The sequence below is a fragment of the Agrobacterium sp. genome, assembly GCF_059499945.1.
The window spans coordinates 412,037-436,770 of record NZ_JCABZP010000014.1; the positions used below are offsets into that span (position 1 = coordinate 412,037).

The 24,734-nt window shown below is 60.2% G+C and carries 22 protein-coding genes; 14 read left to right on the forward strand and 8 right to left on the reverse strand.

The window, feature by feature from the left end; translation table 11 throughout:
* Positions 1-5: 5 nt before the first annotated feature.
* The 7 genes from mnhG to AC5I5B_RS13750 all read right to left on the reverse strand — a co-directional run bounded on the left by mnhG (position 6) and on the right by AC5I5B_RS13750 (position 6,490).
* Complete coding sequence (gene mnhG, locus AC5I5B_RS13720) at positions 6-350, reverse strand: monovalent cation/H(+) antiporter subunit G (RefSeq protein ID WP_111833719.1); 345 nt, start codon at positions 348-350, stop codon at positions 6-8.
* Positions 347-628, reverse strand: coding sequence for a K+/H+ antiporter subunit F (locus AC5I5B_RS13725; protein WP_003503490.1), 282 nt, complete (start codon positions 626-628; stop codon positions 347-349). The genes mnhG and AC5I5B_RS13725 overlap by 4 nt, the downstream gene beginning before the upstream one ends.
* A complete protein-coding gene (locus AC5I5B_RS13730; RefSeq protein ID WP_003503489.1) occupies positions 625-1,113 on the reverse strand; it encodes a Na+/H+ antiporter subunit E in 489 nt (162 codons plus the stop codon). The genes AC5I5B_RS13725 and AC5I5B_RS13730 overlap by 4 nt, the downstream gene beginning before the upstream one ends.
* Positions 1,110-2,756: a monovalent cation/H+ antiporter subunit D gene (locus tag AC5I5B_RS13735; protein ID WP_003503488.1), complete on the reverse strand. Its 1,647-nt coding sequence runs from the start codon at positions 2,754-2,756 to the stop codon at positions 1,110-1,112. Before AC5I5B_RS13735 ends, AC5I5B_RS13730 begins: the two co-directional genes overlap by 4 nt.
* On the reverse strand, positions 2,753-3,088 hold the full coding sequence (locus AC5I5B_RS13740; protein ID WP_003503487.1) for a Na+/H+ antiporter subunit C: 336 nt from the start codon (positions 3,086-3,088) through the stop codon (positions 2,753-2,755). Before AC5I5B_RS13740 ends, AC5I5B_RS13735 begins: the two co-directional genes overlap by 4 nt.
* Positions 3,088-6,006, reverse strand: coding sequence for a monovalent cation/H+ antiporter subunit A (locus AC5I5B_RS13745; RefSeq protein ID WP_111833718.1), 2,919 nt, complete (start codon positions 6,004-6,006; stop codon positions 3,088-3,090). The genes AC5I5B_RS13740 and AC5I5B_RS13745 overlap by 1 nt, the downstream gene beginning before the upstream one ends.
* Positions 6,007-6,112: 106 nt before the next feature.
* Complete coding sequence (locus AC5I5B_RS13750; RefSeq protein ID WP_111833717.1) at positions 6,113-6,490, reverse strand: hypothetical protein; 378 nt, start codon at positions 6,488-6,490, stop codon at positions 6,113-6,115.
* A gap of 518 nt (positions 6,491-7,008) precedes the next feature.
* Between AC5I5B_RS13750 and AC5I5B_RS13755 the strand changes: the two genes are divergently transcribed.
* The 13 genes from AC5I5B_RS13755 (at position 7,009) to AC5I5B_RS13815 (ending at position 20,509) form a co-directional block, all read left to right on the forward strand.
* The gene (locus AC5I5B_RS13755) at positions 7,009-8,604 is read left to right on the forward strand and encodes a globin-coupled sensor protein (protein WP_336377025.1); all 1,596 of its coding nucleotides are present in this window, start codon (positions 7,009-7,011) and stop codon (positions 8,602-8,604) included.
* Positions 8,604-8,903, forward strand: a complete 300-nt coding sequence (locus AC5I5B_RS13760) for an STAS domain-containing protein (protein ID WP_003503483.1) — start codon at positions 8,604-8,606, stop codon at positions 8,901-8,903. The genes AC5I5B_RS13755 and AC5I5B_RS13760 overlap by 1 nt, the downstream gene beginning before the upstream one ends.
* Complete coding sequence (gene cheY1 / locus AC5I5B_RS13765; RefSeq protein WP_003493773.1) at positions 8,900-9,265, forward strand: chemotaxis response regulator CheY1; 366 nt, start codon at positions 8,900-8,902, stop codon at positions 9,263-9,265. The genes AC5I5B_RS13760 and cheY1 overlap by 4 nt, the downstream gene beginning before the upstream one ends.
* 16 nt (positions 9,266-9,281) lie before the next feature.
* A complete protein-coding gene (locus AC5I5B_RS13770; RefSeq protein WP_112958470.1) occupies positions 9,282-11,543 on the forward strand; it encodes a chemotaxis protein CheA in 2,262 nt (753 codons plus the stop codon).
* Between the two features lie 13 nt (positions 11,544-11,556).
* Positions 11,557-12,465 carry a protein-glutamate O-methyltransferase CheR gene (gene cheR / locus AC5I5B_RS13775; protein ID WP_003503478.1) on the forward strand — a complete coding sequence of 303 codons (909 nt, stop codon included), beginning with the start codon at positions 11,557-11,559 and terminating at the stop codon, positions 12,463-12,465.
* Positions 12,462-13,517 carry a protein-glutamate O-methylesterase CheB gene (cheB, locus tag AC5I5B_RS13780; RefSeq protein WP_003503472.1) on the forward strand — a complete coding sequence of 352 codons (1,056 nt, stop codon included), beginning with the start codon at positions 12,462-12,464 and terminating at the stop codon, positions 13,515-13,517. Before cheR ends, cheB begins: the two co-directional genes overlap by 4 nt.
* Positions 13,517-13,906 carry a chemotaxis response regulator CheY2 gene (cheY2, locus tag AC5I5B_RS13785; RefSeq protein ID WP_003503467.1) on the forward strand — a complete coding sequence of 130 codons (390 nt, stop codon included), beginning with the start codon at positions 13,517-13,519 and terminating at the stop codon, positions 13,904-13,906. The genes cheB and cheY2 overlap by 1 nt, the downstream gene beginning before the upstream one ends.
* Complete coding sequence (gene cheD / locus AC5I5B_RS13790; RefSeq protein WP_003503466.1) at positions 13,903-14,448, forward strand: chemoreceptor glutamine deamidase CheD; 546 nt, start codon at positions 13,903-13,905, stop codon at positions 14,446-14,448. Before cheY2 ends, cheD begins: the two co-directional genes overlap by 4 nt.
* Before the next feature lie 14 nt (positions 14,449-14,462).
* On the forward strand, positions 14,463-14,846 hold the full coding sequence (gene cheT, locus AC5I5B_RS13795) for a chemotaxis protein CheT (RefSeq protein WP_003503465.1): 384 nt from the start codon (positions 14,463-14,465) through the stop codon (positions 14,844-14,846).
* A 128-nt stretch (positions 14,847-14,974) separates the two neighbouring features.
* Positions 14,975-16,657 (forward strand): flagellar basal-body MS-ring/collar protein FliF, encoded by a 1,683-nt coding sequence (gene fliF / locus AC5I5B_RS13800; protein ID WP_003503464.1) that lies wholly within the window; start codon positions 14,975-14,977, stop codon positions 16,655-16,657.
* A 371-nt stretch (positions 16,658-17,028) separates the two neighbouring features.
* A complete protein-coding gene (visN, locus tag AC5I5B_RS13805) occupies positions 17,029-17,760 on the forward strand; it encodes a transcriptional regulator VisN (RefSeq protein WP_003522759.1) in 732 nt (243 codons plus the stop codon).
* A gap of 53 nt (positions 17,761-17,813) precedes the next feature.
* Entirely contained in the window at positions 17,814-18,515 is a 702-nt protein-coding gene (visR, locus tag AC5I5B_RS13810; RefSeq protein ID WP_034496317.1) for a transcriptional regulator VisR, read from the forward strand.
* Between the two features lie 146 nt (positions 18,516-18,661).
* On the forward strand, positions 18,662-20,509 hold the full coding sequence (locus AC5I5B_RS13815) for a methyl-accepting chemotaxis protein (protein WP_495752741.1): 1,848 nt from the start codon (positions 18,662-18,664) through the stop codon (positions 20,507-20,509).
* 51 nt (positions 20,510-20,560) lie between these two features.
* Here the strand turns inward: AC5I5B_RS13815 and AC5I5B_RS13820 are convergent, their stop codons facing one another.
* Positions 20,561-24,070, reverse strand: a complete 3,510-nt coding sequence (locus AC5I5B_RS13820) for a PAS domain-containing hybrid sensor histidine kinase/response regulator (protein WP_020810848.1) — start codon at positions 24,068-24,070, stop codon at positions 20,561-20,563.
* A 217-nt stretch (positions 24,071-24,287) separates the two neighbouring features.
* Here AC5I5B_RS13820 and mscL point away from each other — a divergent pair, with 217 nt between their 5' ends.
* The gene (gene mscL, locus AC5I5B_RS13825; protein ID WP_003503459.1) at positions 24,288-24,716 is read left to right on the forward strand and encodes a large conductance mechanosensitive channel protein MscL; all 429 of its coding nucleotides are present in this window, start codon (positions 24,288-24,290) and stop codon (positions 24,714-24,716) included.
* The last annotated feature ends 18 nt before the right edge of the window (positions 24,717-24,734 follow it).

Here is a 24,734-nt window from a genome sequence, read left to right on the forward strand (position 1 = left end):
GCGAATTACAAATGCTCCCGATTGTCCGTACTCTGCTCCGCCCGGTCCCGATAAAGTGCCGCCCGGCCGAGCAGCATCAGGGAAACCGGGGTCGTCACCGTCATGAAAATGCCGATGAAGATTTCGTGGAAGGCGAAGCGGTCGCCGGACACGGAGAAATAGATGATCGATGCCATGACGATGCCGCCGGTGCCCCAGCTGGTGCCGAGGGTTGGCGCGTGCAGGCGCTCATAGAAGCTGTTGAGCCTGGCAAAGCCGATGGTGCCGATCAGCGTCAGCGAGGCGCCGAGCAGCACGAAGAAGGCCACGGCAATGGCGGCCCAGAGCGGAAATTCGTGTACCTCGTTCATTCGATCACCTCGCCGCGCATCAGGAATTTGGAAAGGGCGACGGTGGAGACGAAGCCCAGAATGGCGATCAGCAGCGATGCCTCGAAATAGATGTCGTTGCCGGTGCGCAGGCCGAAGGTCAGGAGAAGCAGCATGGCGTTGACATAAAGCGTATCCACGCCCAGCACGCGGTCCTGCGCACGCGGGCCGATGGCGATGCGATAGACTGATATCGTCATTGCTATGGCGAGCATGAACTGTGCCAGCGAAAAGGACCAGAAAAGGATAATCGAACTCATTCGAATATCTCCATCAGCAGTTTTTCATAACGGTTCTTGATGAGGCTTATCCAGGCAGCCTCATCCACATCATCGAGAACGTGAATCAGAAGCGTGCCCTGACTGGAATTATATTCGAGCCATGCGCTTCCCGGCGTCGAGGTCAGGATCGTCGCGAGAACGGCCAGCGCCATGGGGTCGCGAATATCGAGCGGCACCGCGAGGAAGCCGGATTTGCGGTTCTTTTCGCGCTCGAACAGGATGATCCTCACGACCGAGAGATTGGACCTGACGATATCATAAAGCACGATGAAGATCAGCTGCACCAGCCTGTGCCAGTTGCGGATGCGCGGCTTGGCTGGCCTCAGCGACGCCATCGCCCAGGAGGCGATAAGCGCGACACAGGTGCCAAGCAGCAGGTGCCCCGGCGAAAAGCTGTTGATCGTCATCCAGAAGAAGATCAGCGAGATCGTCAGCAGCGGATAAGGCAGGATACGGCTCATCATGGTTCCGCCTCCGGGTTCGTTCCCGCTCTCGGGGCGGAAATGACGCCCTGAATATAGCTTGCCGGCAGATCGAGAATACGCGCGGTCTCCTGCATGTAACGCATCACCGGTCCTGCCTGCACGGTCATGGCAAGCGTCAGGCCGAGCAGCAGCATGATCGGCGCGATTTCGATGACGAGCACGCGCGGCACGGTTCCTTCGATGGAGGCCCAGAAGGTGCGGATGCCGGCGCGCGTCATCGAGATCAGCGAGGCGAAACCGGCAAAGACGATCAGGAAGACAAGCCACCAGGAAAGCGTGGAAACGCTGTCATTGGCGCCAAGCCCGGAAGGGTTGAGAATGGCGGTCAGCATCGAGAATTTGGCGATGAAGCCAGAAAGCGGCGGCAGGCCGGCGAGAAGAATGCCGCAGGCGGCAAAACAGGCGCCGAGCACTGCCATGGTGGCGGGCATGGTCACGCCGACTTCTTCCTCCTCATCCTCGTCTTCGCCCTCGCCATAGGCCTCCATGGTCACGGCAAGAACGTTCGCGCCCGCATCCTGCCCGCGTTCCACCAGCTCGATCAGCATGAAGAAGGCGCTGATGGTGAGCGTGGAACTGACCATGTAATAGAGCGCCCCGGCCGCAACTGTCGGATTACCGGTGCCCATGGCGGCAAGAAGCGTTCCGGACGATACCAGAACCGAAAAGCCGGCGAGCCGCCCGAGCGCCTGTGACGCCAGAACGCCGATGGCCCCGAAGATGATGGTGGCGATGCCGCCGACAAGCAGGGCATCATGGCCGAAACCGGCGGATTCGCCTGCCGTCTGCCCGAAAAGCAGGAAGGACAGGCGGGCGATGACATAAATGCCCACCTTGCTCATGATCGCAAACAGCCCGCCAACCGGGGCCGACGCCGCGCCATAGGCGGAAGGCAGCCAGAAATTCAGCGGCCACATGCCGGCCTTGACCAGGAACGCGACGCCCAGAACCGCCGCTCCGGTTTCCAGCAGCATACGCTGGTCGGGGTTGAGGCCTTCGATACGATGGGCGAGGTCACCCATGTTCAGCGTGCCGGTAACGCCATAGATGAGGCTGACGCCGATCAGGAAGAACAGCGCTGCAACGAGGTTGATGGCGATGTAATGCAGCCCCGCCTTGACGCGCTGCTGGCCGGAACCGTGCAGCAACAACCCATAAGAGGCCGCCAGCATCACTTCGAAGAAGACGAAGAGATTGAAGAGGTCGCCTGTCAGGAACGCGCCATTGACGCCCATCAGCATCATCTGGAACAGCGAATGGAAATGCGCGCCGGACTTGTGCCACTTGGCCATGGAATAGATCAAAGACGGAATGGCAAGCAGCGCCGTCAACAGCACCATCAGGCCTGAAAGACGGTCGGCGACGAGCACGATGCCGAAGGGGGCCGGCCAGTTGCCGAGCAGGTAGACGCCGCTCGAAACCACCGCGGCGATCTCGGTATTGACGGTCGAGTTCACCTCGCGGAACAGCAGGATGGCGACCACCAGCAACAGCACGGTGGAGGTGAGGCTGATGGCGGCTTTCGCCACGCGCTGGCGCTCGTCGAAGAACAGCAGCAGGGCTGCGGTGATCAGCGGCACCAGAATGGGGGCGATGACGATGTGGAAGGGGAACGACATCATTTCGACTCCCTCCCGTCCACATGGTCGGTGCCGGTGAGGCCGCGGGCGGCAAGCAGCACGACGAGGAACAATGCGGTGGTGGCAAAGCCGATGACGATTGCCGTCAGCACCAGCGCCTGCGGCACGGGGTCGGCCAGCGTTGAGCTGTCAACGCCGTTCACCAGCACCGGCGGCGCATTGGTCTTGATGCCGCCGACGCCGAAGATGAAGAGATTGACGGCATAGGACAGCAGCGAGAGCCCGACGATGACCTGGTAGGTTCGTGGGCGCAGCACTAGCCAGACGCCGGAGCCGGTCATGATGCCGATGCCGATTGCAAGAATGAGTTCCATTACACGTCCTCCGCTTTTGCGGCTTCAGGCGTGCGAACGCGGTAGTTACGCAACGATTGGTGTGCCAGTGCTATCAGGATAAGAACGGTGGAGCCGACGACCAGCGAGAAGACGCCGAGGTCGAACAGCAAGGCCGAAGCTGTCGGCATTTTGCCGATATAGGGGATCTCCGTATATTGGAAATAGGAGGTCAGGAACGGGTAGCCGAAATACCACGAGCCGATACCCGTCGCCGCCGCCATCAGAAGGCCGAAGCCCATCCAGCGCAACGGCAGGATGCGGATGCGGTCTTCCGCCCAGCGCGCGCCGCCAGCGAGATATTGCAGCAGGAAGCCAATCGCCATGGTGATGCCGGCCGCAAAGCCGCCGCCCGGCATATCGTGGCCGCGCATGAACAGGAAGATCGAGAAGGTGATGATGACAGGGAACATCCACTGCATCACGATTGATGGCACGTAGAGATAGTCGCGAACCGTGTCCCCATTGCTGCGGTCGGGTCTTTCCGCATCGAAGGCGTTCTGCATCTGCTGCTGTTCCGGCACCCCGATGCTTTCATGCGCCGGGCGGAAACGGCGAAGCAGCGCAAAGACGGTAAGCGCCACGATCGCCAGAACAGCGATTTCGCCGAATGTATCGAAGCCGCGGAAGTCGACAAGGATGACGTTGACGACATTGGTGCCGCCGCCTTCGGTATAGGCGCGCTCCAGGAAATAGGTCGCAATCGCGTTCGGTACTGGCAGGGTCATCACGGCATAGGCGATGACGGACATGCCGATACCGCTTGCGGCCGCCAGCAGGAAGTCACGGGCGCGGCGGAGCTGCGCCGGGAATTCATTGCTGCTGTCGACCTTCTCGAAGCGTTTCGGCAGCCATCTGAGGCCAAGCAGGATGAGAACCGTGGTGACGATTTCCACCAGTAGCTGGGTGATGGCGAGATCCGGCGCGGAAAGCCAGACGAAGGTAAGGCAGGTGACGAGTCCCGAGACGCCAAGCATCACGAGGGCGGCGAGGCGGTGATATTTCGCCTGCCAGGCAGCCCCCATCGCGGCGATCATGCCGATCAGCCAGAGGATGGCGAAGATCGGATCGAAGGTCGTCACGCGCGGTAGCGATAGGGAGAATTCCGAGAGGAAGAGCGGCGAGAAACCTGCAAGAAGCGCGACAAGGATCAGAAGCCTCAGCTGCGGCTGCAGACGCCGCGTGCCGAGCGTGCTTTCCAGCCACCGCGCCCATTTCCAGGACACGGTGACGAGAATGCGCTCGAAGATGCGCTGTCCCCGCAAATGCCGGAAGACTGGCGGGCCGTCGTCGCAGCGCGAGAAATAACCGCCAAGCAGGACATAGATGGTAACGCCACCGATCAGCGCTGCGATACTCATGATGAGCGGCAGGTTGAAACCGTGCCAGATCGACAGGCTGTAGACTGGCGTCTGCGGACCGAGAACGGAAAGCACGGCCGAATGCAGGAACGGGCCGATGGACAGGCTCGGAACGATGCCGACGATCAGGCACGCAAAAACCAGGAACTCGATCGGGAAACGCATCCAGCGCGGCGGCTCGTGCGGATTGGGGTTGGGCAGGTCAACGGGTTTGGGGCCGAAGAAGACCGTATGGATAAAACGCAGCGAATAGGCGACGGCGAATGCGCCCGACAGCGTCGCGACATAGGGCAGGGCCCGGTCCAGCAGCGAGTCGGCATGGGTTTCGACGGCCTCGGCAAAGAACATTTCCTTGGAAAGGAAGCCGTTGAACAGGGGTACGCCGGCCATGGCCGCACTCGCCGCCATGGCGAGCGTCGCAGTCGCGGGCATATAGGTATAGAGCCCGCTTAAGCGCCGCATGTCGCGGGTGCCGGTCTCATGGTCGATGATGCCCGCCGCCATGAAAAGCGAGGCCTTGAAGGTGGCGTGGTTGACCATGTGGAAGATGGCCGCAACCGCCGCAAGCGGGCTGCCGAGGCTGAGCAGCGTGGTGATAAGGCCGAGGTGGCTGATGGTGGAATAGGCCAGCAGCCCCTTCAGATCCTGCTGGAACATGGCGAAATAAGCGCCGAGCAGCAGCGTGATGATACCTGCCGCACCCACCAGCCAGAACCATTCCGGCGTGCCTGCCAGTACCGGCCAGAACCGTGCGAGCAGAAATACCCCTGCTTTCACCATCGTGGCGGAGTGCAGGTAGGCGGAAACGGGTGTGGGCGCCGCCATGGCGTTGGGCAGCCAGAAATGGAACGGAAACTGCGCGCTCTTGGTCAGCGCGCCGCCGAGAATGAGAATAAGCGCCGGTAAATAGAGGGAATGGGCGCGAATGGCGGCGCCGGCCTCGATGATCTTGTCGAGGTCATAGCTTCCCGCCATGTGGCCGAGGATCAGCAGCCCGGCCAGAAGGCTGAAGCCGCCGATACCGGTCACTGTCAGCGCCATGCGCGCACCGTCGCGCGCGCCGGCGTTCTGATGCCAGTAGCCGATCAGCAGGAACGAGAAGATGCTCGTCATTTCCCAGAAGATCGACAGCAGGATGACGTTGCCAGAGAGGACCACGCCGAGCATTGAGCCCATGAAGGCGAGGAAGAAGGCGAAAAAACGCGGGATCGGATCTTCAGCCGACATGTAGTAACGGGCGTACAGCACCACCAGCAGGCCGATGCCGGTAATCAGCATTGAGAAAATCCAGGCGAACCCGTCCAGCCGCAGGGTAAAGTTCAGGCCGAGCTGGGGCAGCCATTCCACATCATATTTAAGAACCGCGCCGCCACTGACGCTCGTATAAAGAAAGATACTGCTGACCAGCCCGAAAAGGGCGACTGCGCCCGCGACGGAGGCGGGGGCTGCGGCTACACCCTCGCGCGGCATGAAAGCCGTCAGGAGCGCGCCAACGAAGGGCAATGCGACAATAAATGGGAGAATGGTTGCAAGTGTCATATGCGGCGGCGGTTTTCTCTCTGGAATGGGAGCCTACGGCGGGTTTCCGACGCCTCCGATCCCTCAAGGTTCGCAATGAACCCGATGATGATGACAGCCGGAATGACTAATACATAATATGCGGAGGCGCGCGTGGAACCACGCTGGCAAAGTCTCGGGAAGTTTGTGGCACGATGGCAACAGCAGCGAGCGAGGCTTCGGCGTGATCCCTGAGGTTCGGGGCGAATGAAGCGAACTCGCTGTAGCGAAGGCCCGAACCGGCATCGCCGGTCCTGCAGCCGACATCGTTGCCGCTATCGCAAGCTTTTTCGCGAAGAGAGATGGAACGGCCCGGATCGACGCTCTGCAATCGCTCGAGGCGGCTGGTTTTGGAAAGGGGCTTGACGCCGGAGGGCGCCTGAAAGCCGATCATGACGAGCAGGCTCGCGACCACGAGACCGATCAGCACTTGCGGATGGCGCCTTGAACTGCGGCCTTTCTCCATCCATGGCAAGTTGGCATCTCCTTGATCGTAAAGGTCTCTTTAAAGCATCACCGTTGAGCGAATATCCTGTTGATTTGTTTTAGGGGAAGCCGGACATGCTTGTCCAGCGCGCAGGCGGGAAAAACCGCCCGCAGCGTCCGATTCCTTTTCGTTTTTGCCCGTTTGCGGCAAAGTGAGGGCGGCATTGGCTAAAAGCTTTTACAAATTTTACCGTTTGACGCCGACGCCTGTGTTTCTTAACTTTCAAGCAAGGAATTAACCATAAAGATTGATGGTATTTCCACGGCGGAATGGGGTTCTCTCCCCTTCCAGGCATGACGCCGCACTGCCGTACCGGTGCCGATCCGGTATTTTCGTTTCTTGGTTCAAGAAGGTCTGGCAAGCGTCGATGCCGCATCGTCCGCGATGGGTATGTTCGTTCAAAAATCCCCTTTAGGGTGCTGGCGTTCTGAACCTTGGCCAATTTGGCCGGGTTTTACCGGCCGTCATGTTATTGGGGACGTCGGTTGGGGCAGGACTTGCCATCAGATCAAGCGCGCAGGTCGGCAGGCGGAAGCCTGGCGGGACGGTTGCGTTTTGCCGGCCTCGATGAGACGCAATCCGATTTCCTGCGCAGCTATCGCAGCATGCTGGAGCCTTACGTCAAGGCCGGCCTGCGGGACGTGATGACCCGTTTCCAGTCCATGCCGGACTGTTCCCCGTCCTTCGAAAGCGAAAATCAGCTCGACCGACTGCACGATCTGCAATCCTCGCACTGGAGCGTTTTGACGGATGCGCGTTTCGATGCGCTTTATGCCGAGCGGGTGAAGGTTCTCTCTGATAATTCCAGCCGCATGGGGCTTGATCCGCGCTGGCAGATCGCCAGCCACGCGGTGGTTCTAGAACATCTTGTCGGCGGACTGGTGGCCGAACATGCGCCGCGCTCCATCCTGCCCGGCAACCGCAAGAAAACCCGTGAACTGGCGGAAGCCGTGAAGAACGTCGTCCGTCTGGTGATGGTCGACACCGAAATCGCCGTCTCGCTGCGTTTTAACGAATTGCGCCTGCGCCATGGCCGGGAGCTGGCCGAGCAGCGTGACAGTGACCGCTCGGAAGCGGCGACGTTGCTGGGCACCGCATTGACGGCCTTTGCTGCAGGTGATTTGCAGGCCCGCATCGGCGGCGATGTACCTGAAGCCTATCGCGACGTTGCGGCTTCTTTCAATACGGCTCTGGAAACGATCGGCGCATCGCTGATCGCGGCGCAAAACAACATCGGCGAGGCTGAGGCGCTCGGCGCGCGGTTTGCGGATATGGGCCGCTCCATCGCGGAGCGTTCCCGCCAGCAGGCCGAAGCCCTTGCCGAGACCTCCCGTGCGATCCAGGCGATGATCGGTAACGTTGCCGAAAACGGCGCCCGCATAGCGGCGACGGAAAAGGCGGTTTCCAGCGCCCGCGATGCGGCTGTCGAAAGCGGCCGGGCGATCGGCGAGGCGATCAACGCCATGTCGGACATCGAACAATCTGCCGAGCAGATCGGCAGGATCATCGGCACGATTGACGAGATTGCTTTTCAGACAAATCTTCTGGCCCTCAATGCCGGCATCGAGGCGGCGCGCGCGGGTGATAGCGGCCGTGGTTTCGCCGTCGTTGCGCAGGAAGTCCGGGCGCTCGCCCAGCGGTCTGCAGATGCGGCAAGAGAGATCAAGAGCCTGGTCGGCACCACGAAGACGCAGGTTGAGGGCGGCGTGCGCATGGTCAACCGCACGCAAGACGCAATCGGCGGCGTCGTCCGGCAGGTTTCAGGCATCAACGACATGATCGCGGAAGTCTCCCGGCATACGGCCGAGCAGGCCGGCGAACTGCAATCGGTTGCCGCCGATATTGGCGGGCAGCAACGGCAGGCGGACCGGAATGCCGTCGATATCAGTGCGAGCGCCTCCGAGGCCGACGCGCTTCAAACCGTCATTCTGGAACTCGGCCGCACCATCCGCGAATTCCGCATTGCCCGTCAGGGGCAGGCGAAGGCGGCGTCCGGTGCGGACCGGCAGGACACTTCATTTATGGCCCGTGCGGATAACCGCACGGATTACGGCCAGGATTACCAACAATTCAGACGCCAAGGAGTCATGTAATGGCAGCCAGAAAAGCAGCTGAGGCGACGCTGAAACTGTCACCGGTGCTGGATCTCAACGAAGCATCGGCCCTGCACGGCAAGCTGATGACGCTGAGAGGAGCGCCGTTGTCGGTCGACGCGTCCGAGGTGGAGCGTATCGGTGCACTTTGCGCCCAGGTCCTCATGGCCGGCGCGAAGTCCTGGGAGGAGGATGGCAAGCCCTTCGGTTTTGCCAGGGTGTCCGATGCATTCGACAAGACCATGAAACTGATAGGCGTCGATATTGACCATTTGCTCCCCAAGGAGATGCAAAAGTGAAGAAAAAAGTTCTTACCGTGGATGATTCCCGGACGATCAGGAACATGCTCCTGGTCACGCTTAACAATGCCGGTTTCGAAACCATTCAGGCCGAAGACGGCATCGAGGGCCTCGAAGTGCTCGAGCAGAGCAACCCCGATGTCATCGTGACTGATATCAACATGCCCCGTCTCGATGGTTTCGGCTTCATCGAGGGTGTGCGTCGCAACGAAAAGTACCGGGCGATCCCGATCCTCGTTCTGACGACCGAAAGCGATGCAGAAAAGAAGAACCGCGCCCGTCAGGCCGGTGCGACCGGCTGGATCGTCAAGCCGTTCGACCCTGCAAAACTCATCGATGCCATTGAACGCGTAACCGCCTGATACGGGACATTTCACGATGGATATGAACGAAATCAAGGAAATCTTTTTCCAGGAATGCGAGGAGCAGCTCGCCGAACTGGAATCGGGGCTTCTTAAATTGAATGACGGCGACCGTGATCCGGAAACCGTCAACGCCGTTTTCCGTGCCGTTCATTCCATCAAGGGCGGGGCTGGTGCCTTCGGTCTCGATGATCTCGTGGCTTTCGCCCACGTTTTTGAAACGACCCTCGACTGCGTCCGCTCCAACAAGCTGGAGCCGACCCAGGATGTTCTGAAAGTCATGCTGCGCTCCGCCGACGTGCTGGCGGACCTGACCAATGCGGCAAGAGACGGCGGCAGCGTCGATGAAAGCCGCACCCGTGGCCTCGTGAAGGAACTGGAAGCGCTGGCAAACGGCGAAGCCGTTCCGGCATCCGCGCCGGCTCCCGTCGCCGTAAAGGCACCGGAACCCGTGAAGGCCAAGCCGACGGATGAGAGCGGCTTTGAGCCGATCCCGTTCTCCTTTACGGACTTTGCCGACGAAACCACGCCGCTGATGGAAGTGCCGTCCTTCCAGATCACCTTCAAGCCGCATGCGTCGCTTTATTCGAAGGGCAACGAGGCGGCACTTCTGCTGCGCGATCTCTCGCGCATCGGCGAGATGAGCATCAATTGCGACATGTCGGAGCTGCCTTCGCTCGACAAGCTCGATCCTGAAGCATCCTATCTCTCCTGGACGGTTTCGATCGCGACCGACAAGGGCGAAGAGGGTATCCGCAGCGTCTTCGAATTTGCCGAATGGGATTGCGATCTGGAAATCGTGCCTGATGTTTCGGCCGTCGCAGGCGGCGAGGAAGAGCTTCCGATGATCCCGGTGCCGTTCGACCTTTCGGCTCTCGATAGCGGATCGGAAGAGCAGCCCATCGTTGAAATCGCCACGGCGGAAGCGTCTTATGCTGCAGCAGCCGTCGAAACGGCCGTCGCGACGACGCAGATCGCCCACAGCGTCAATGCCGCCATCGAAAAGCGCGAGGCTGCGGCCGCGCCTGCCGCAGCGCAGGCGAACGCCAACGCAGCGGCCAATGCCAGCGCCGGCCAGACCATCCGTGTCGATCTCGATCGCGTCGACCGCCTGATCAACCTTGTCGGCGAGCTCGTCATCAATCAGGCGATGCTGTCGCAGAGTGTCATCGAAAACGACGCAAGTGGCACGTCGGCCGTCAATATGGGCCTCGACGAGCTGCAGCAGCTGACGCGCGAAATCCAGGACAGCGTCATGGCGATCCGCGCGCAGCCGGTAAAGCCGGTGTTCCAGCGCATGTCGCGTATCGTCCGCGAAGTCGCCGACATGATCGGCAAGCAGATCCGCCTCATCACCGAAGGTGAAAACACAGAAGTCGACAAGACGGTCATCGACAAGCTGGCGGAACCTCTGACGCACATGATCCGCAATGCCGTCGACCACGGCATCGAAACGCCGGAAAAGCGCGAGGCTGCGGGCAAGAACCCGGAAGGCACCATCAAGCTTTCGGCCAAGCACCGTTCGGGTCGCATCCTGATCGAACTGCAGGACGACGGCGCCGGCATCAACCGCGAGCGTGTTCGCCAGAAGGCGATCGACAACGATCTGATCGCCGCCGATGCGAACCTGACCGACGAGGAGATCGACAATCTGATCTTTGCGCCGGGCTTCTCCACGGCCGACAAGATTTCCGACATTTCCGGCCGTGGCGTCGGCATGGATGTGGTCAAGCGCTCCATTCAGGCGCTTGGCGGTCGCATCAGCATCTCCTCGCGCCCGGGCCACGGTTCGACTTTCACCATGAGCCTGCCGCTGACGCTTGCCGTTCTCGACGGCATGGTGGTGACTGTTGCCGGCCAGACGCTGGTGGTGCCGCTGACCGCGATCGTGGAAACCCTGCAGCCGGAAGCAAAGAACATTCACTCCTTCGGCGCCAACCAGCGGCTGATCTCCATCCGCAACTCCTTCTGCCCGCTGGTGGATGTCGGTCGCGTGCTGAACTTCCGTCCGACCCAGGCCGATCCGGTCGAAGGTGTCGCCCTTCTGGTGGAATCGGAAGGCGGTGGCCAGCGTGCCCTGATGGTCGATGCGATCCAGGGCCAGCGCCAGGTCGTCATCAAATCGTTGGAGGCGAACTATACCCATGTTCAGGGCATTGCCGCCGCCACTATCCTCGGTGACGGGCGCGTCGCTCTCATTCTGGATGTCGATGCCATCGTCAGCGCCTCGCGCGGACAGCCACTGAAGCAGGAAATGTCGCTTGCGGCGACAGGTTGAAAGCGGATCATCCATGGCAGCACTTAATTTCAGCGACCAGCGCCAGTCTCCCGACGACGTCCTTGCCAGCGGTGAATATCCGCTGACGAGACGCGACCTGTCGGAAATCGCGGCGATGATCTATGCCGATGCGGGCATCTATCTCAACGACACCAAGGCGTCGCTGGTCTATTCCCGCCTCTCGAAGCATATCCGCAATCTCGGCCTGTCAGGCTTCCGCGAATATTGCGCCCTGGTATCCTCACCGGAGGGCGCGCCGGCGCGGCGCGAAATGCTGTCGCACCTGACGACGAATTTCACCCGCTTCTTCCGCGAAAACCATCATTTCGAACATCTGCGTGATGACGTCCTGCCGGGCCTCATCGCCCGGGCGAAATCCGGCGGGCGCGTCCGCATCTGGTCGGCGGCCTGTTCCGACGGGCAGGAGCCCTATTCGATTGCGCTCACCGTGCTCGCCATGTTTCCGAATGCGGCGGATTACGATTTCAAAATCCTCGCGACGGATATCGACCCGAAGATTTTGGCGCAGGCCCGCGCCGGGGTCTATGACGACAACGCGCTCGAAACCGTGTCTCCCGCCATGCGCAAGCAATGGTTCGCGGAAGTCGATGCCGGCGGTCGCCGCAAGTTCCGCATTGACGACAAGGTCAAGCGCCTCATTACGTTCAACGAGTTGAACCTGATGACGCAGTGGCCCTTCAAGGGCAATTTCGACGTGATCTTCTGCCGCAACGTCGTCATCTACTTCGACGAGCCGACGCAGATGCGCATCTGGTCGCGTTTCGCCGGGCTGCTGCCGGAGGGTGGTCATCTTTATATCGGCCATTCCGAACGTGTGTCCGGTGACGCAAAGAACCTGTTCGACAATACGGGCATCACCACCTACCGCTACATTGGTCACGCATCCGGGAGGAAGGCATGAGCGCACTCGCACGGGTACTCGTCGTCGATGATTCTCCGACGATGCGCGGCCTGATTTCGGCCGTTCTCAAGGCCGATCCCGAAGTCGAGGTGGTCGGTCAGGCCGGCAACGCCATGGAGGCGCGCGCCGCCATCAAGCAGCTCAATCCCGATGTCGTGACGCTCGACATCGAGATGCCGGAAATGAACGGGCTGGAATTTCTCGAAAAGATCATGCGCCTGCGCCCCATGCCGGTCATCATGGTCTCGTCGCTCACCCACCGCGGCGCGGACGCTTCGCTGGCCGCGCTTGAAATCGGCGCTTTCGACTGTGTCGGCAAACCGGCGCCGGGCGATGCACGCCCGTTCGGCGATCTCGCCGACAAGGTGAAGGCTGCTGCCCGCTCGCAGCATGCCGCTTACCGCGCTGCGCGCCCGGAAGCCGCTGCCGCGCCGCAGCCGGTCCCGGTCAGCGAATATCGGGCGGGTCGCAAGGTCGTCGCCATCGGCTCCTCCACGGGTGGTGTCGAAGCGCTGATCGCCGTGCTGCAGAAATTCCCGGTCAACTGCCCGCCGACCGTCATCACCCAGCACATGCCGCCGACCTTCACCAAGAGCTTCGCCGAACGGCTGAACCGCATCTGCGCCCCCGTCGTGGAAGAGGCGACTGATGGCGCGCGCCTGCAGACCGGCAAGATCTATCTTGCACCGGGCGGCGAACGCCATCTGCAGATCGCCAACCGGTCTGCACCCTGCTGCCGGCTTGTCGAGCGCGATCCCGTCAACGGCCATCGCCCCTCGGTCGATGTGCTCTTCGATTCTGTCGCCGAGCTTGCCGGCCGCAACGCCGTCGGCGTCATCTTGACGGGCATGGGCCGCGATGGTGCGGCCGGGCTCTTGAAAATGCGTCATGCCGGTGCGCGCACCGTCGGCCAGAACGAAAAAACATGTGTCGTCTATGGCATGCCCCGCGTGGCTTATGAGCTTGGCGCGGTGGAACAGCAATTGCCGTTGGCCTCCATCGGTGAAGAAATCCTGAAACTAACCACTGCCCGCAAAGAAGGTGCTGACTAATGTCTCTCGCAGAAAAGATCAAAGTTCTGATCGTCGACGATCAGGTGACCAGCCGGCTGCTCCTCAGCGATGCGCTGACACAGCTCGGCTTCAAGCAGATCACCGCCGCCGGCGACGGCGAGCAGGGAATGAAGATCATGGAGCAGCAGCCCCATCATCTCGTCATCTCCGATTTCAACATGCCGAAGATGGATGGTCTCGGTTTCCTGCACGCCGTGCGGGCCAACCCGACCACCAAGAAGGCCGCCTTCATCATCCTCACCGCGCAGGGCGACCGCGCGCTGGTGCAGAAGGCAGCCCAGCTCGGTGCCAACAACGTGCTGGCCAAGCCCTTCACGATTGACAAGATGCGCGCTGCCATCGAGGCGGTTTTCGGATCGCTGAAATGATTGAAGCTGCGGCCAAGCGCGTACATATCATTCAGGGCGAGTACAAGGTCATCAGCGATCCCGACGTGGTCATGACGACGATACTCGGTTCGTGCGTGGCCGCCTGTCTGAGAGATCCCGTTGCCGGCCTCGGAGGCATGAACCACTTCCTGCTGCCGGGAACGGGCAATGTGACCGGCGGAGATGCGACGCGTTACGGCGTGCATCTCATGGAGCTCCTGATCAACGGCCTCCTGAAGCAGGGCGCGCGGCGTGACCGGCTGGAAGCCAAGGTTTTCGGCGGCGCGAAGACGATCGCCAGCTTTTCCAATGTCGGCGAGCAGAATGCCATCTTCGCCATGCAGTTTCTGAAGGATGAGGGTATTCCGGTCATAAGCTCCTCCACGGGCGGGGAACACGGCCGCAAGATCGAATTCTGGCCGGTCTCCGGTCGTGCACGTCAGCATCCGCTCAGCGGCGCGGAAACCCAGAAGACGGTTGCCTTGGAAACGCGTCCGGTGCCGGCCCCAAAGCCCGTCGCCAACGACATCGAATTTTTCTAGTCACGGAGTTTCCAATGCAGCTTGCAGAGCACACCGCCACCACTCCGTTCGAAGAAGCCCTGCCGGATGTTCTGATGCGCGTGGTATCGGAATTGCACGATGTCGCCTACCTTATAGAGCGCATCGAACCGCAATTGCTTGAAGTGACCAACGGTCAATTGTCGAGCGACGGCGTCAAGCTCCTGCAGGGCATCGACCTTGCCGTCCAGAAGACCCGTGGCCTTGCCGAATTCATCGATACCGTCACCGGCTCCATTCCCGGAGACTGGATCGTGGATGTCTCTACCGCGCTCAGCCTCGTCAAGCTTGCGGAAATGCAGAAGGCGCTCGGCGCCGCCTTCCGCCATGGCCATTCCCAGCCGCTCGACAAGGCCTCCGGCGACTTCGACCTCTTCTAGCGGCATTTCCGCCGTTGCCTGCCTCTTCGCGGAATGCGGAGAAAGGCAACGCTCGCGCAAGCTTCGCACCCTATTGTCATTACGGGGCCAAAAGGTCTCGGACTCTATGAATGACGGTGCGGAACAGAATGAATCTGTTAAATCAAATCCCTCAGGTCTTGAAGAATGTTGCTGCGCTGGGGCAGACACGGCTTTTGATGCTGGGCGGCGTGGGCGTTTTGTCCATGGCCATTATCCTTGCAGCAGCGCTTTACGTGAACCGTCCCGCTTACGAGACCCTTTATGTGGGGCTTGAAAAAAGCGACCTCAACAAGATCAGCATTGCGCTCGCCGAATCGGGTCTGGACTTTCAGGTAGGGACCGATGGTTCCAGCCTTCAGGTTCCCGTTGGGCTCACCAGCAAGGCACGGCTGCTTCTGGCCGAGCGCGGCCTGCCTGATAGCGCCAATGCCGGTTATGAGCTTTTCGACAATGTCGGTTCTCTCGGCCTGACCTCCTTCATGCAGGAAGTGACGCGCGTTCGCGCCCTTGAGGGCGAGATCAGCCGCTCCATCCAGCAGATTGACGGCATTGCCGCTGCACGCGTCCATATCGTTATGCCTGACGTCGGCAATTTCCGCCGTGGCGAACAGAAGCCCACCGCATCGGTCATGATCCGCGCCAGCGCCACCGCAGGGCGCAAGGCATCGGCTTCCATCCGTCACCTCGTCGCCTCGGCCGTTCCCGGCCTTGAGGTCGATGATGTGACTCTCCTCGATTCGACCGGCCAGCTTCTGGCCTCCGGCGACGACGTCACCAACGCCGCCATGAACCGCTCGCTGACACTGGCGCAGAATGTTCAGCAGGAAATCACGACCAACATCGACAAGGCGCTGGCGCCTTTCCTCGGCATGGACAATTTCCGCTCCAGCGTGACGGCGCAGCTCAATACCGACAGCCGCCAGATTCAGGAAACCGTCTACGACCCGGAATCACGCGTCGAGCGCTCCATCCGCACGGTGAAGGAAGACCAGAAATCCCAGGAAACGCAGCCGGATACGGCCGCGACCGTGGAGCAGAACGTACCGCAGGCAGCGCCCCAGGGCGGCGGCAGTGGCCCGCAGTCTTCCGACCAATCGGCCAAGAAGGAAGAGCAGACCAACTACGAGATCAATTCCAAGACGGTCGCCACGGTCAAGAACGGCTATACCGTCGAGAAGATTTCGGTTGCCGTGGTCGTCAACAAGGGTCGCATCGCCAAGATGGTCGGCGAACCCGCCGATCAGGCCAAGATCGACGCCTATCTCGCCGAGATGCAGAAGATCGTAACCTCGGCGGCCGGTATTTCTTCCGATCGCGGCGATATGGTGACGCTCACCGCTATGGACTTCCTCGAAACGCAGCTGCTTGATGAAGCCGTAAGCGGGCCGGGCATTATGGAAGTGCTGAGCCGCAATTCGGCCGGCATCATCAACTCGCTCGCCTTCGTCGCCGTCGCCTTCCTCGTCATCTGGCTCGGTGTGCGTCCTCTGGTCCGCACGGTTACCGCCAACGGTGCAGCAGCGGGTCAGCTCAGCCAGGAGACTGCCGGTCTGGAACTGCCGGACTTCTCTCCCGGCATGGATGCCGGCGCAGGTGGTCTCATGGAAGGTTTCGGGGCGGATTTCGGCTTCGACAGCACCGACGATCTTCTGGCAGGCGGCGATGGCGAGGGCACATTCAACCGCCGGGTTCGCGAAGGGCCCGAACGCAGGCTCTCCCGCATGGTGGAAATCAGCGAGGAACGAGCCGCCAAGATCCTGCGCAAATGGGCGGTGGAAAAAGCAGCATAATATCAAAAAGGCCGGTTTTACCCGGCCTTTTTTCTGTTTTCGGGCTTTTTGCTATCCTTGGCGGGCGCATCGTGGCAATCTCGTTTTAGGACAGTGTTTACAAAAAATTCAGCAACGATACAGTTTGCTGGGAATTGGCTGAGAATGCCGTTTATGGATTGAACAGCTTTTCAGTATGTTTTTTTAGCAATAGACGAACAGTGAAATACGTGGAAAGGCTGGTGTCAGGTAATGGCAAATCCCAGTCCGTTCCATAAAATGAAGTGATTCGGTCTCCGGGGGGCTTGCCGTCCCATTTTGGTAAGCTTCTCGAATGGAATGATTCCATCCCGAGGTATAATCTCCCACTGGGAGCAAGAGGGCGTAGGCGATTGAAAGTCGATGTTGATATCCGCAGGCTGTCTGCCAAGCCTATGGAGGGCATGGGTAAGCCCTTGCCACGCGATCAGCTTGCTAAAAACGTCGCAGCCACGGCTGCTGCCGGTAACGTTGCAGGCGCACTGGATCTGCTCGTAACCTATGCTGGCGCCTCGCATTATCTGCTGGCGCGGGATGATCTTCTCGAAGAAACCGGACTGAAATTCATCGTCACCTCCGACTGGCCTTTTGATCTGGTCCGCAGGCTTGGCCTTGAACTGGCCAACAGCCAGAACAGATCGAGCGAAATGGAGAAATGCCTTTCGCTTCTGCAGCCGCGGCTGCTTTTCCTTCCCGATGATGTTTCGGTTCCCTACGGCATAGACCGGCAATATTCGGCACTGTCTTTCTGTGTGGGCCGCATCCGGCTTTCGCTGCTGCTGCTGTTTCCCGAAGAAGCGGTGCCTTCGCCGGAAAGACTGCGCGAAATCGCCCTGCTGACGGGTTATTGCGTCAGTTTCGGCATTGCCAGCGAAGCAAAGACCGTGCGCGATATCGATCTCACGGAGCGTGAGCTTGAGTGCCTGTTCTGGATCGCGGAAGGCAAGACAAGCGATGAAATTGCGATGATCCTTGGCATTTCGCGCAATACGATCAATAATTACATCACAAGCGTGATGCGGAAAACCGCGACAAAAACCCGCTCGGAGGCAATTGCCTACGCCGTGCGCAACAACCTCGTATAATGGTCGGACGGATGGTACAGACGAAAGACAATGAGGGTACAGGTCAAATGGGCATGTTTTACCGCAGCCCTGTCGTGACGAGCCGGTCGGATCTGTTTCCGAAGCTTGTCGCCATGCAGAAGCTGGTCGGCGCGCGCAATTTCGTGGTGACGAAAGCTGCCGCTTCCGGTTTCCCGAACAAGAAGAAGTTGACCTGCGAGCTGGAAAACTGGGGCATGAATGCCGCAGAACAGAGCACGCAGTTCATCCGCGCCGTCGGCGATATTCTTCTCGATCATATCGAGACATCGCTTCTGCCGGTGATATGGCGCAACAAGAATGCCGGCGGCTTTGCCGATCTTCCCGATGTGCCCGCACTTCTGCGCCGCATCGAGAACGACACATTGCCCTATGCGGGGCTCGCCCTGCCGGTGCGGCTTGGCACTATCGGCAACGGTTATATCGTCTTCTGCGGCACCAACCTCGTTCTCGACAATGAGGTCGTGATCGAGCAGCACATCAAATGCTGCGAGATCATGGTGGACATGCTGGCGCTGGACGAGCGCAAGGCGGCACCCTCCGAAGCCTTGAGCGAGAGGGAAATCGCCTGCCTGCAACTGGCGGGGGATGGCCGTATCAGCGAAGAAATCGCGGTCAAGCTCGGGCTTTCCGTGCACACCGTCAACGCCTATCTCGGTTCGGCGACGATCAAGCTCGATTCCGTCAACCGTATCCAGGCGATCGCCAAGGCTATCAGGCTCGGTTATATCCATTGATGGCGGACGGGGTTTCCCGTCCCCCGAAACCCTGCAGGCGCCGGACCGGCTTTTGCGCGCCCCCTAAAAGGCGCTATCGGTACTTCGCGTTTTTTTAACAGTTGCCTACTAGAACTTTTATAAGTTTGGCTTTGGGGAACTGTTTCATGCACAACCGGCTCTTTAAGTCCGTTGCTGGCAAGGTCGTCGCGTTGACGATCGGCCTGATCACGCTCAGCGTGGCGGCAGTTGGTTTTTCGACCTATATTCGCTTGAAGGACAACATCATCACCACCGCGCTGCGCGATACGCACAGCGCAATGCGCAGCATGGCGATCCTTTACGAACTGAAGGTCGGCGGCGTCGCCCTCGAAATGGTGGATGGGGACCTCAAAAGTGTGGGTCGCGCCAGCATCGGAACGATGCGCGACAATGATCTCGTCGACCGCACCGCAGCCGGTAACGGCGGTATTTCTACCGTGTTTGAAGCCAAGGGCGGCGAATTCATTCGCATGACCACCAATCTGAAGAACGAAAAGGGCGAGAGAGCAGCCGGCACCAAGCTTGCTACCGATCATCCCGCTTTTGCGAAAGTCTCCAAGGGTGAGGCCTATTTTGGCACCGCCACGCTGTTCGGCACCAGCTACATGACCGGTTACATGCCTGTCACGAACAAGACCGGCGCAACCGTCGGCATCCTGTTCGTGGGTGTTCCCATGGACGTCTACGATGCGCAGATATACAGCCTGCGCGACATGATGCTCATCTGCGGCGCGCTCGCCATGCTTGGCGTCGGACTGCTCGCCTACTTTGTCATCAAGCGCACGCTTCAACCCCTTGGCAAGTTGACCGATGCGGTGAAGTCCCTTTCGGACGGCAATCTCGATACGCCGATCCCCTACGCCACCAACACCAATGAATTCGGCAACATCGCCCGCGCGCTGGTGATTTTCCGCGAAAATGCGGTCGAGAAACTGGCGATCGAGGGCAAAAGCGCCGAAGAACGCTCTGCGGCGGAGTCCGAGCGTTACCGCAACGACGCCGAGAAACAGGAACTCGACAGCCAGATCGAATTTGCGGTCGGCGAGATCGCCTCCGGTCTTGGCAGGCTTTCGCGCGGCGATCTGAGCCGCACGATCGAGACGCCTTTCACTGGCCGTCTCGACCGTCTGCGCACGGATTTCAACGAATCCCTTCTCAACCTGCGCGATGCGCTGGGGCAGATCCGCGAGCGCACGCTCATCATCCAGCATAGCGGCTTCGAAATCGAGCAGTCGTCGGTCGATCTGTCGAAGCGCACCGAAAATCAGGCCGCCTCGCTGGAAGAGACCGCCGCCGCCGTAGACGAAATCACCGTCACCGTCAGATCCTCGGCCGAGCGTGCGCGGGAAGCCAATGAGGCCGTGCGCATCACCAAGCAGAGCGCCGACAGCTCCGGTTCGGTCGTCAGCAACGCCGTCGACGCCATGGGCCGCATCGAAGATGCCTCGCGCAAGATCGAGCAGATCATCGAGGTCATCGACGACATTGCCTTCCAGACCAATCTTCTTGCCCTGAATGCCGGCATTGAGGCGGCGCGTGCGGGCGAAGCGGGCAAGGGTTTTGCCGTCGTGGCGCAGGAAGTGCGCGAGCTTGCACAACGCTCTGCCGACGCGGCGCGTGAAATCAAGCAGCTCATCAACCAGTCGACGCAGGAAGTCAGTTCAGGATCGAAGCTGGTGCAGGAGGCGGGCACCGTGCTTTCCGCCATCAGCCGGCAGATCGTCACCGTCAGCCAGCATGTCGAAACCATCGCCACGGCAACGCAGGACCAGTCCTCGGCACTTCATAACGTCAACAGTTCCGTCAACCAGATGGATCAGATGACCCAGCAGAACGCGGCCCTTGCCGAACAGTCGAGTGCGGCCAGCAGCATATTGTCCGGCGAGGTGGAAGCGCTGCTCGATCTCGTTCAGCGTTTCCAGATGGAACATGGCTCGGCGACCGGCAGGGATCGATTGAACCGTGCGGCCTGACACGCTTATTCAGACGTAAACACCTCCCGGATCGCAACATCCGGGAGTTTTTTATTCTGCCGCTGCGCGGGCCGTGCTGGATATCTGGTTGATATAGGCCCGCAGCGCTGCCGGTTTGACCGGCTTGTGCTGAACGGAAATCCCGTATTTTTCCGCATCGCTGCGCACTTCCGGGCTGCGGTCCGCCGTTACAAGCAGGGCAGGGATCGTCTTGCCGTAAAATGTCCTGATGAGGCGGATGGCGCTGATGCCGTCGCCATCGTCCAGATGATAATCGGCGACGATGACGTCGGGCGCTGCGGCCAAGTTGAGGAAGGGTTCCTCCAGCGTCGCCACGGAACCTGCGGGCAAAACCTCGCAACCCCATCCCGTCAGCAGCAGTGTCATGCCCTCGAGGATTTTCGGCTCGTTGTCGATGCACAGGACCCGGACGCCCTGAAGGCGGTCGCTGGCTGCGGGACTGGTTATCCCGCCAACGGCTTTGGCCGGCACGAGGCGATCCGCCTCGCGCGGCAGATGGATGCGGAAGGTCGTGCCTTTTCCGGGGGTGGAGATCAGCTGCACCGGATGGTGCAGCATGCGCGACAGCCGGTCGACGATGGAAAGGCCGAGCCCGAGGCCGGATGCCGTTCTTGCACCCTCGTCCAGCCGGGCGAATTCCTTGAAAACGGTGCGAAATTTAGATGAGGGGATGCCGATACCGGAATCAGTCACCTGAATGACGACTTCACCGCCCCGGCGGCGCGCACCGACGACCACCTTGCCCTTCAGCGTATATTTAATGGCGTTGGAAACGAGATTCTGTATCAGACGCCGCAGGAGGTTGGGGTCGGAGCGGACGGTCAGCGAGGTTGGCATGACCACGAGGTCCAGGTTCTTCTCCTGCGCCATCGGTGCGAAATCGGTCTCGATGCGTTTCAGCAACTCATTCAGCGGCACGGATGTCATGCGCGCCTTCATAGAGCCGGTGTCGAGACGGGAAATATCGAGAACCGCACCGAGAATGGTCTCCACCGATTCCAGCGCCGAATCGATATTGTGGACGAGATCGCTTTCGCCTGAAGCACCAAGCCGTTCGACCAGGGAGGATGAGTAGAGCCGGGCGGCGTTCAGGGGTTGGAGAATGTCATGGCCGGCGGCGGCGAAAAAGCGTGTCTTGCCGATATTCGCCTCGTCGGCGGAGGCTCTTGCCTCCGCCAGTTCGCGGTTGACGCGTGTAAGCTCAACGGTTCGCTCCGCCACGCGCTGCTCCAGCGTTTCGTTTGCCTGTTTCAGCGCCTGATCGCTCGCCACCCGCTGGGTGATATCGGTGAAGGTGGCGACGATGCCTTTGTCCGGCATGGTGTTGGAGCGCACTTCGATGATGCGCTCGCCGCCCGCCAGCACCAGCGAGAAGGGCAGATCCATGGTCAGGAAGCTGGTGATCAGTTCATTCGTGTCACCGGCGGGCATATCGCCGCGTTCCTGCAGCATCGAAACGATATCCGTGAGCGGTACGCCCACCTGCCCGAACTGCTCGGGTAGATCGAGAAGGGTGCGGAAACGCCGGTTCCAGATGGTCAGCTGCTGCGAACTGTCGAAAACGGCAATGCCCTGATCCATCTGGGCGAGCGCGGTCTGCAGCATGTCCTGGTTATATTGCAGGGCCTCGCTCGCCTGATCGAGCAGCCATGCCGTGTCCGCGCTGGTGTCTTCCGCCTTCTGAAGAATGATCGAAAGCACCAGGCGGGCGGAGGAGGAGCCGATGGCGCTGCCCAGCAGCTGCTCGGAGAAATGGATCAGCGCCATGTCCGCCGGCTGGTCGTCATTGAGCTTCCTGCCCGCCGTCTTTTCATAGGTCGCAAGTGATCGCAGCATGCGCTCCTCGCCGAGATAACGGGCGACCGCGCTTTTGAGATCACCGACGCTGACGCGGGTTTTCCAGCCGCGCGTGGCGAATTGCGATTTCGAGTGACGCTTGACGAAGATGCCGGACTGGATGCGCTCCACCGGCCTAGGATTGCGCGAAAGCGAGCCGAGCACGAAGGCGAGGCTGTTGACGAGCAGGCTGAGAATGACCGCGTTCACGAATGGGTCGGCTTCCGGCCCATTGAATACCGTGCTGCCGGAAAACAGGAAACCGAGAATATTGGCTGCCACCTCGGAATTGTCAGGCCCGCCGAAGCTTGGCAGAAACAGCAGGTAGGCCCAAACGAAGAAGCCCGAACTCAGCCCCGCGATCGCACCGCGGGCATTGGCGCGCCGCCAGAACAGCCCGCCGAAAAGGGCAGGGGCCATCTGCGCAATGGCGGCGAATGCCAGAAGGCCGATGGAGGCGAGGCCCGTAGCACTGTCGGCGGCGCGATAATAGCCATAACCCAGCAGCAGCACGGCAAAGATCGCCGTTCGGCGGATGTTGAGCAGCGTCTTGGCGAAATCGTCCCGGTGCGGTGAGCGGTTCAACAACTTCTGCCGCAGGAAGATCGGCATGACGATATCGTTGGAAATCATGATCGACAGCGCCACCGAAGCGACGATCACCATCGCGGTCGCCGCCGAAAAACCGCCGATGAAGGTGATCAGCGACACGACCGGCATCTGATGATTGAGCGGCAATTGCAGCACGTAGAGATCGGCATCGCCATTGGCGCCGAGCGTCAGAATGCCGGCAAGCGCGATCGGCAGCACGAAGATGTTGATCGCGATGAGGTAGAGCGGCAGCAGGAACCCGGCCATACGCAGCTCTTCCGGCGTGCGGTTTTCAACCACCGTGACGTGGAACTGGCGCGGCAGCAGGATGATGGCGAAACCGGAAAGCAGCGTCATCACGATCCAGCGGCTGACGGGCGTGTGATAGGATATGGCCCGCATGGCCTGCTCATTATCCGTGGCAAGCTGCCACAGATGCGCGGGACCGTCGAAGAGGACGAAGAGCACGTAAAAACCGACGGTGCACATGGCGACGAGCTTGACCAGCGATTCCATCGAAATCGCCAGAATAAGCCCGTCCTGATGTTCGGTGGCATCGGTGTGGCGGGTGCCGAACATGACGGCAAACCCCGCCATGACGATGGTGACGACCAGTGGCAGATCGAGGAAATAAAGATTGCCGCTGCCAATGCCGTAATCGCCGGGATCGACCATTGTCGCCACCGAGCTGGAAACGGCTTTCAGCTGCAGCGCGATATAGGGAATGGCGCCGACGAGCGCGATGATCGCGACGATCATCGCCACGGTGGAATTCTTGCCGTATCGGGCGGCGATGAAATCTGCGACGGAAGTCAGTTTTTCCGTTTTCGCCAGTTCAACGATGCGGCGAATGATCGGCATGCCGATGGTGAAGGCGAGGATCGGCCCGGTATAGATGCCGAGAAATTCCAGCCCCCTGTCTGCCGCGAGCCCCACACCGCCGAAATAGGTCCAGGACGTGCAATAGATTGCCAGGCTGAGCGCATAGACGAACGGACGCCCCTTTTTCGGAGCGTTTCTGTTGCGGCTGTTCCTGTCCCCATAGCTTGCAACCGCAAACAGCAGCAGGACATAAGCGAAGGCCGAACCGAATATGATCCACCCAGGAAGCACGCATCCTCCCCGTGCAAGAGTTCCCTGATATCAGCATAGGCGAATTCCGGGCCGTTGAGAATGAGCGCGGTCTGATCATAAAGTTCAAGGCGCGCGTGCAAAAAAGCTAATAAATGCAATCCGCGGATTCCAAATGATGCCCGGACCCTATATGGTTGAGCGCGTAGGGACAGTCACATAGCTTCAGCTCGCGAAGCAGGAGAGAGGGACAATCTGAATGCTTAACGAATTTAAAACCTTCATTGCCCGCGGCAATGTCATGGATCTGGCCGTGGGTGTTATTATCGGTGCGGCTTTCAGCAAGATCGTCGACTCCGTCGTCAACGATCTCATCATGCCGATCGTGGGGGCGATCTTCGGCGGGTTCGATTTTTCGAACTACTTCCTGCCGCTGAGCTCCAGCGTCAATGCCACCTCGCTCGCCGCCGCCCGCGATCAGGGCGCCGTCTTCGCTTATGGCAGCTTTCTGACGGTTCTCATCAACTTCCTTATCCTCGCCTGGATCATTTTCCTGATGGTCAAGGGCGTCAACAAGCTGCGCGATTCGGTTGAGCGCAAGAAGGTTGAGGAAAAGGCGGAAGCAGCTCCGCCGCCGGAAGACGTCAAGCTCCTCACCGAAATCCGCGATCTGCTGAAGACGCGTTGATTGCCGGCATTATCCCCG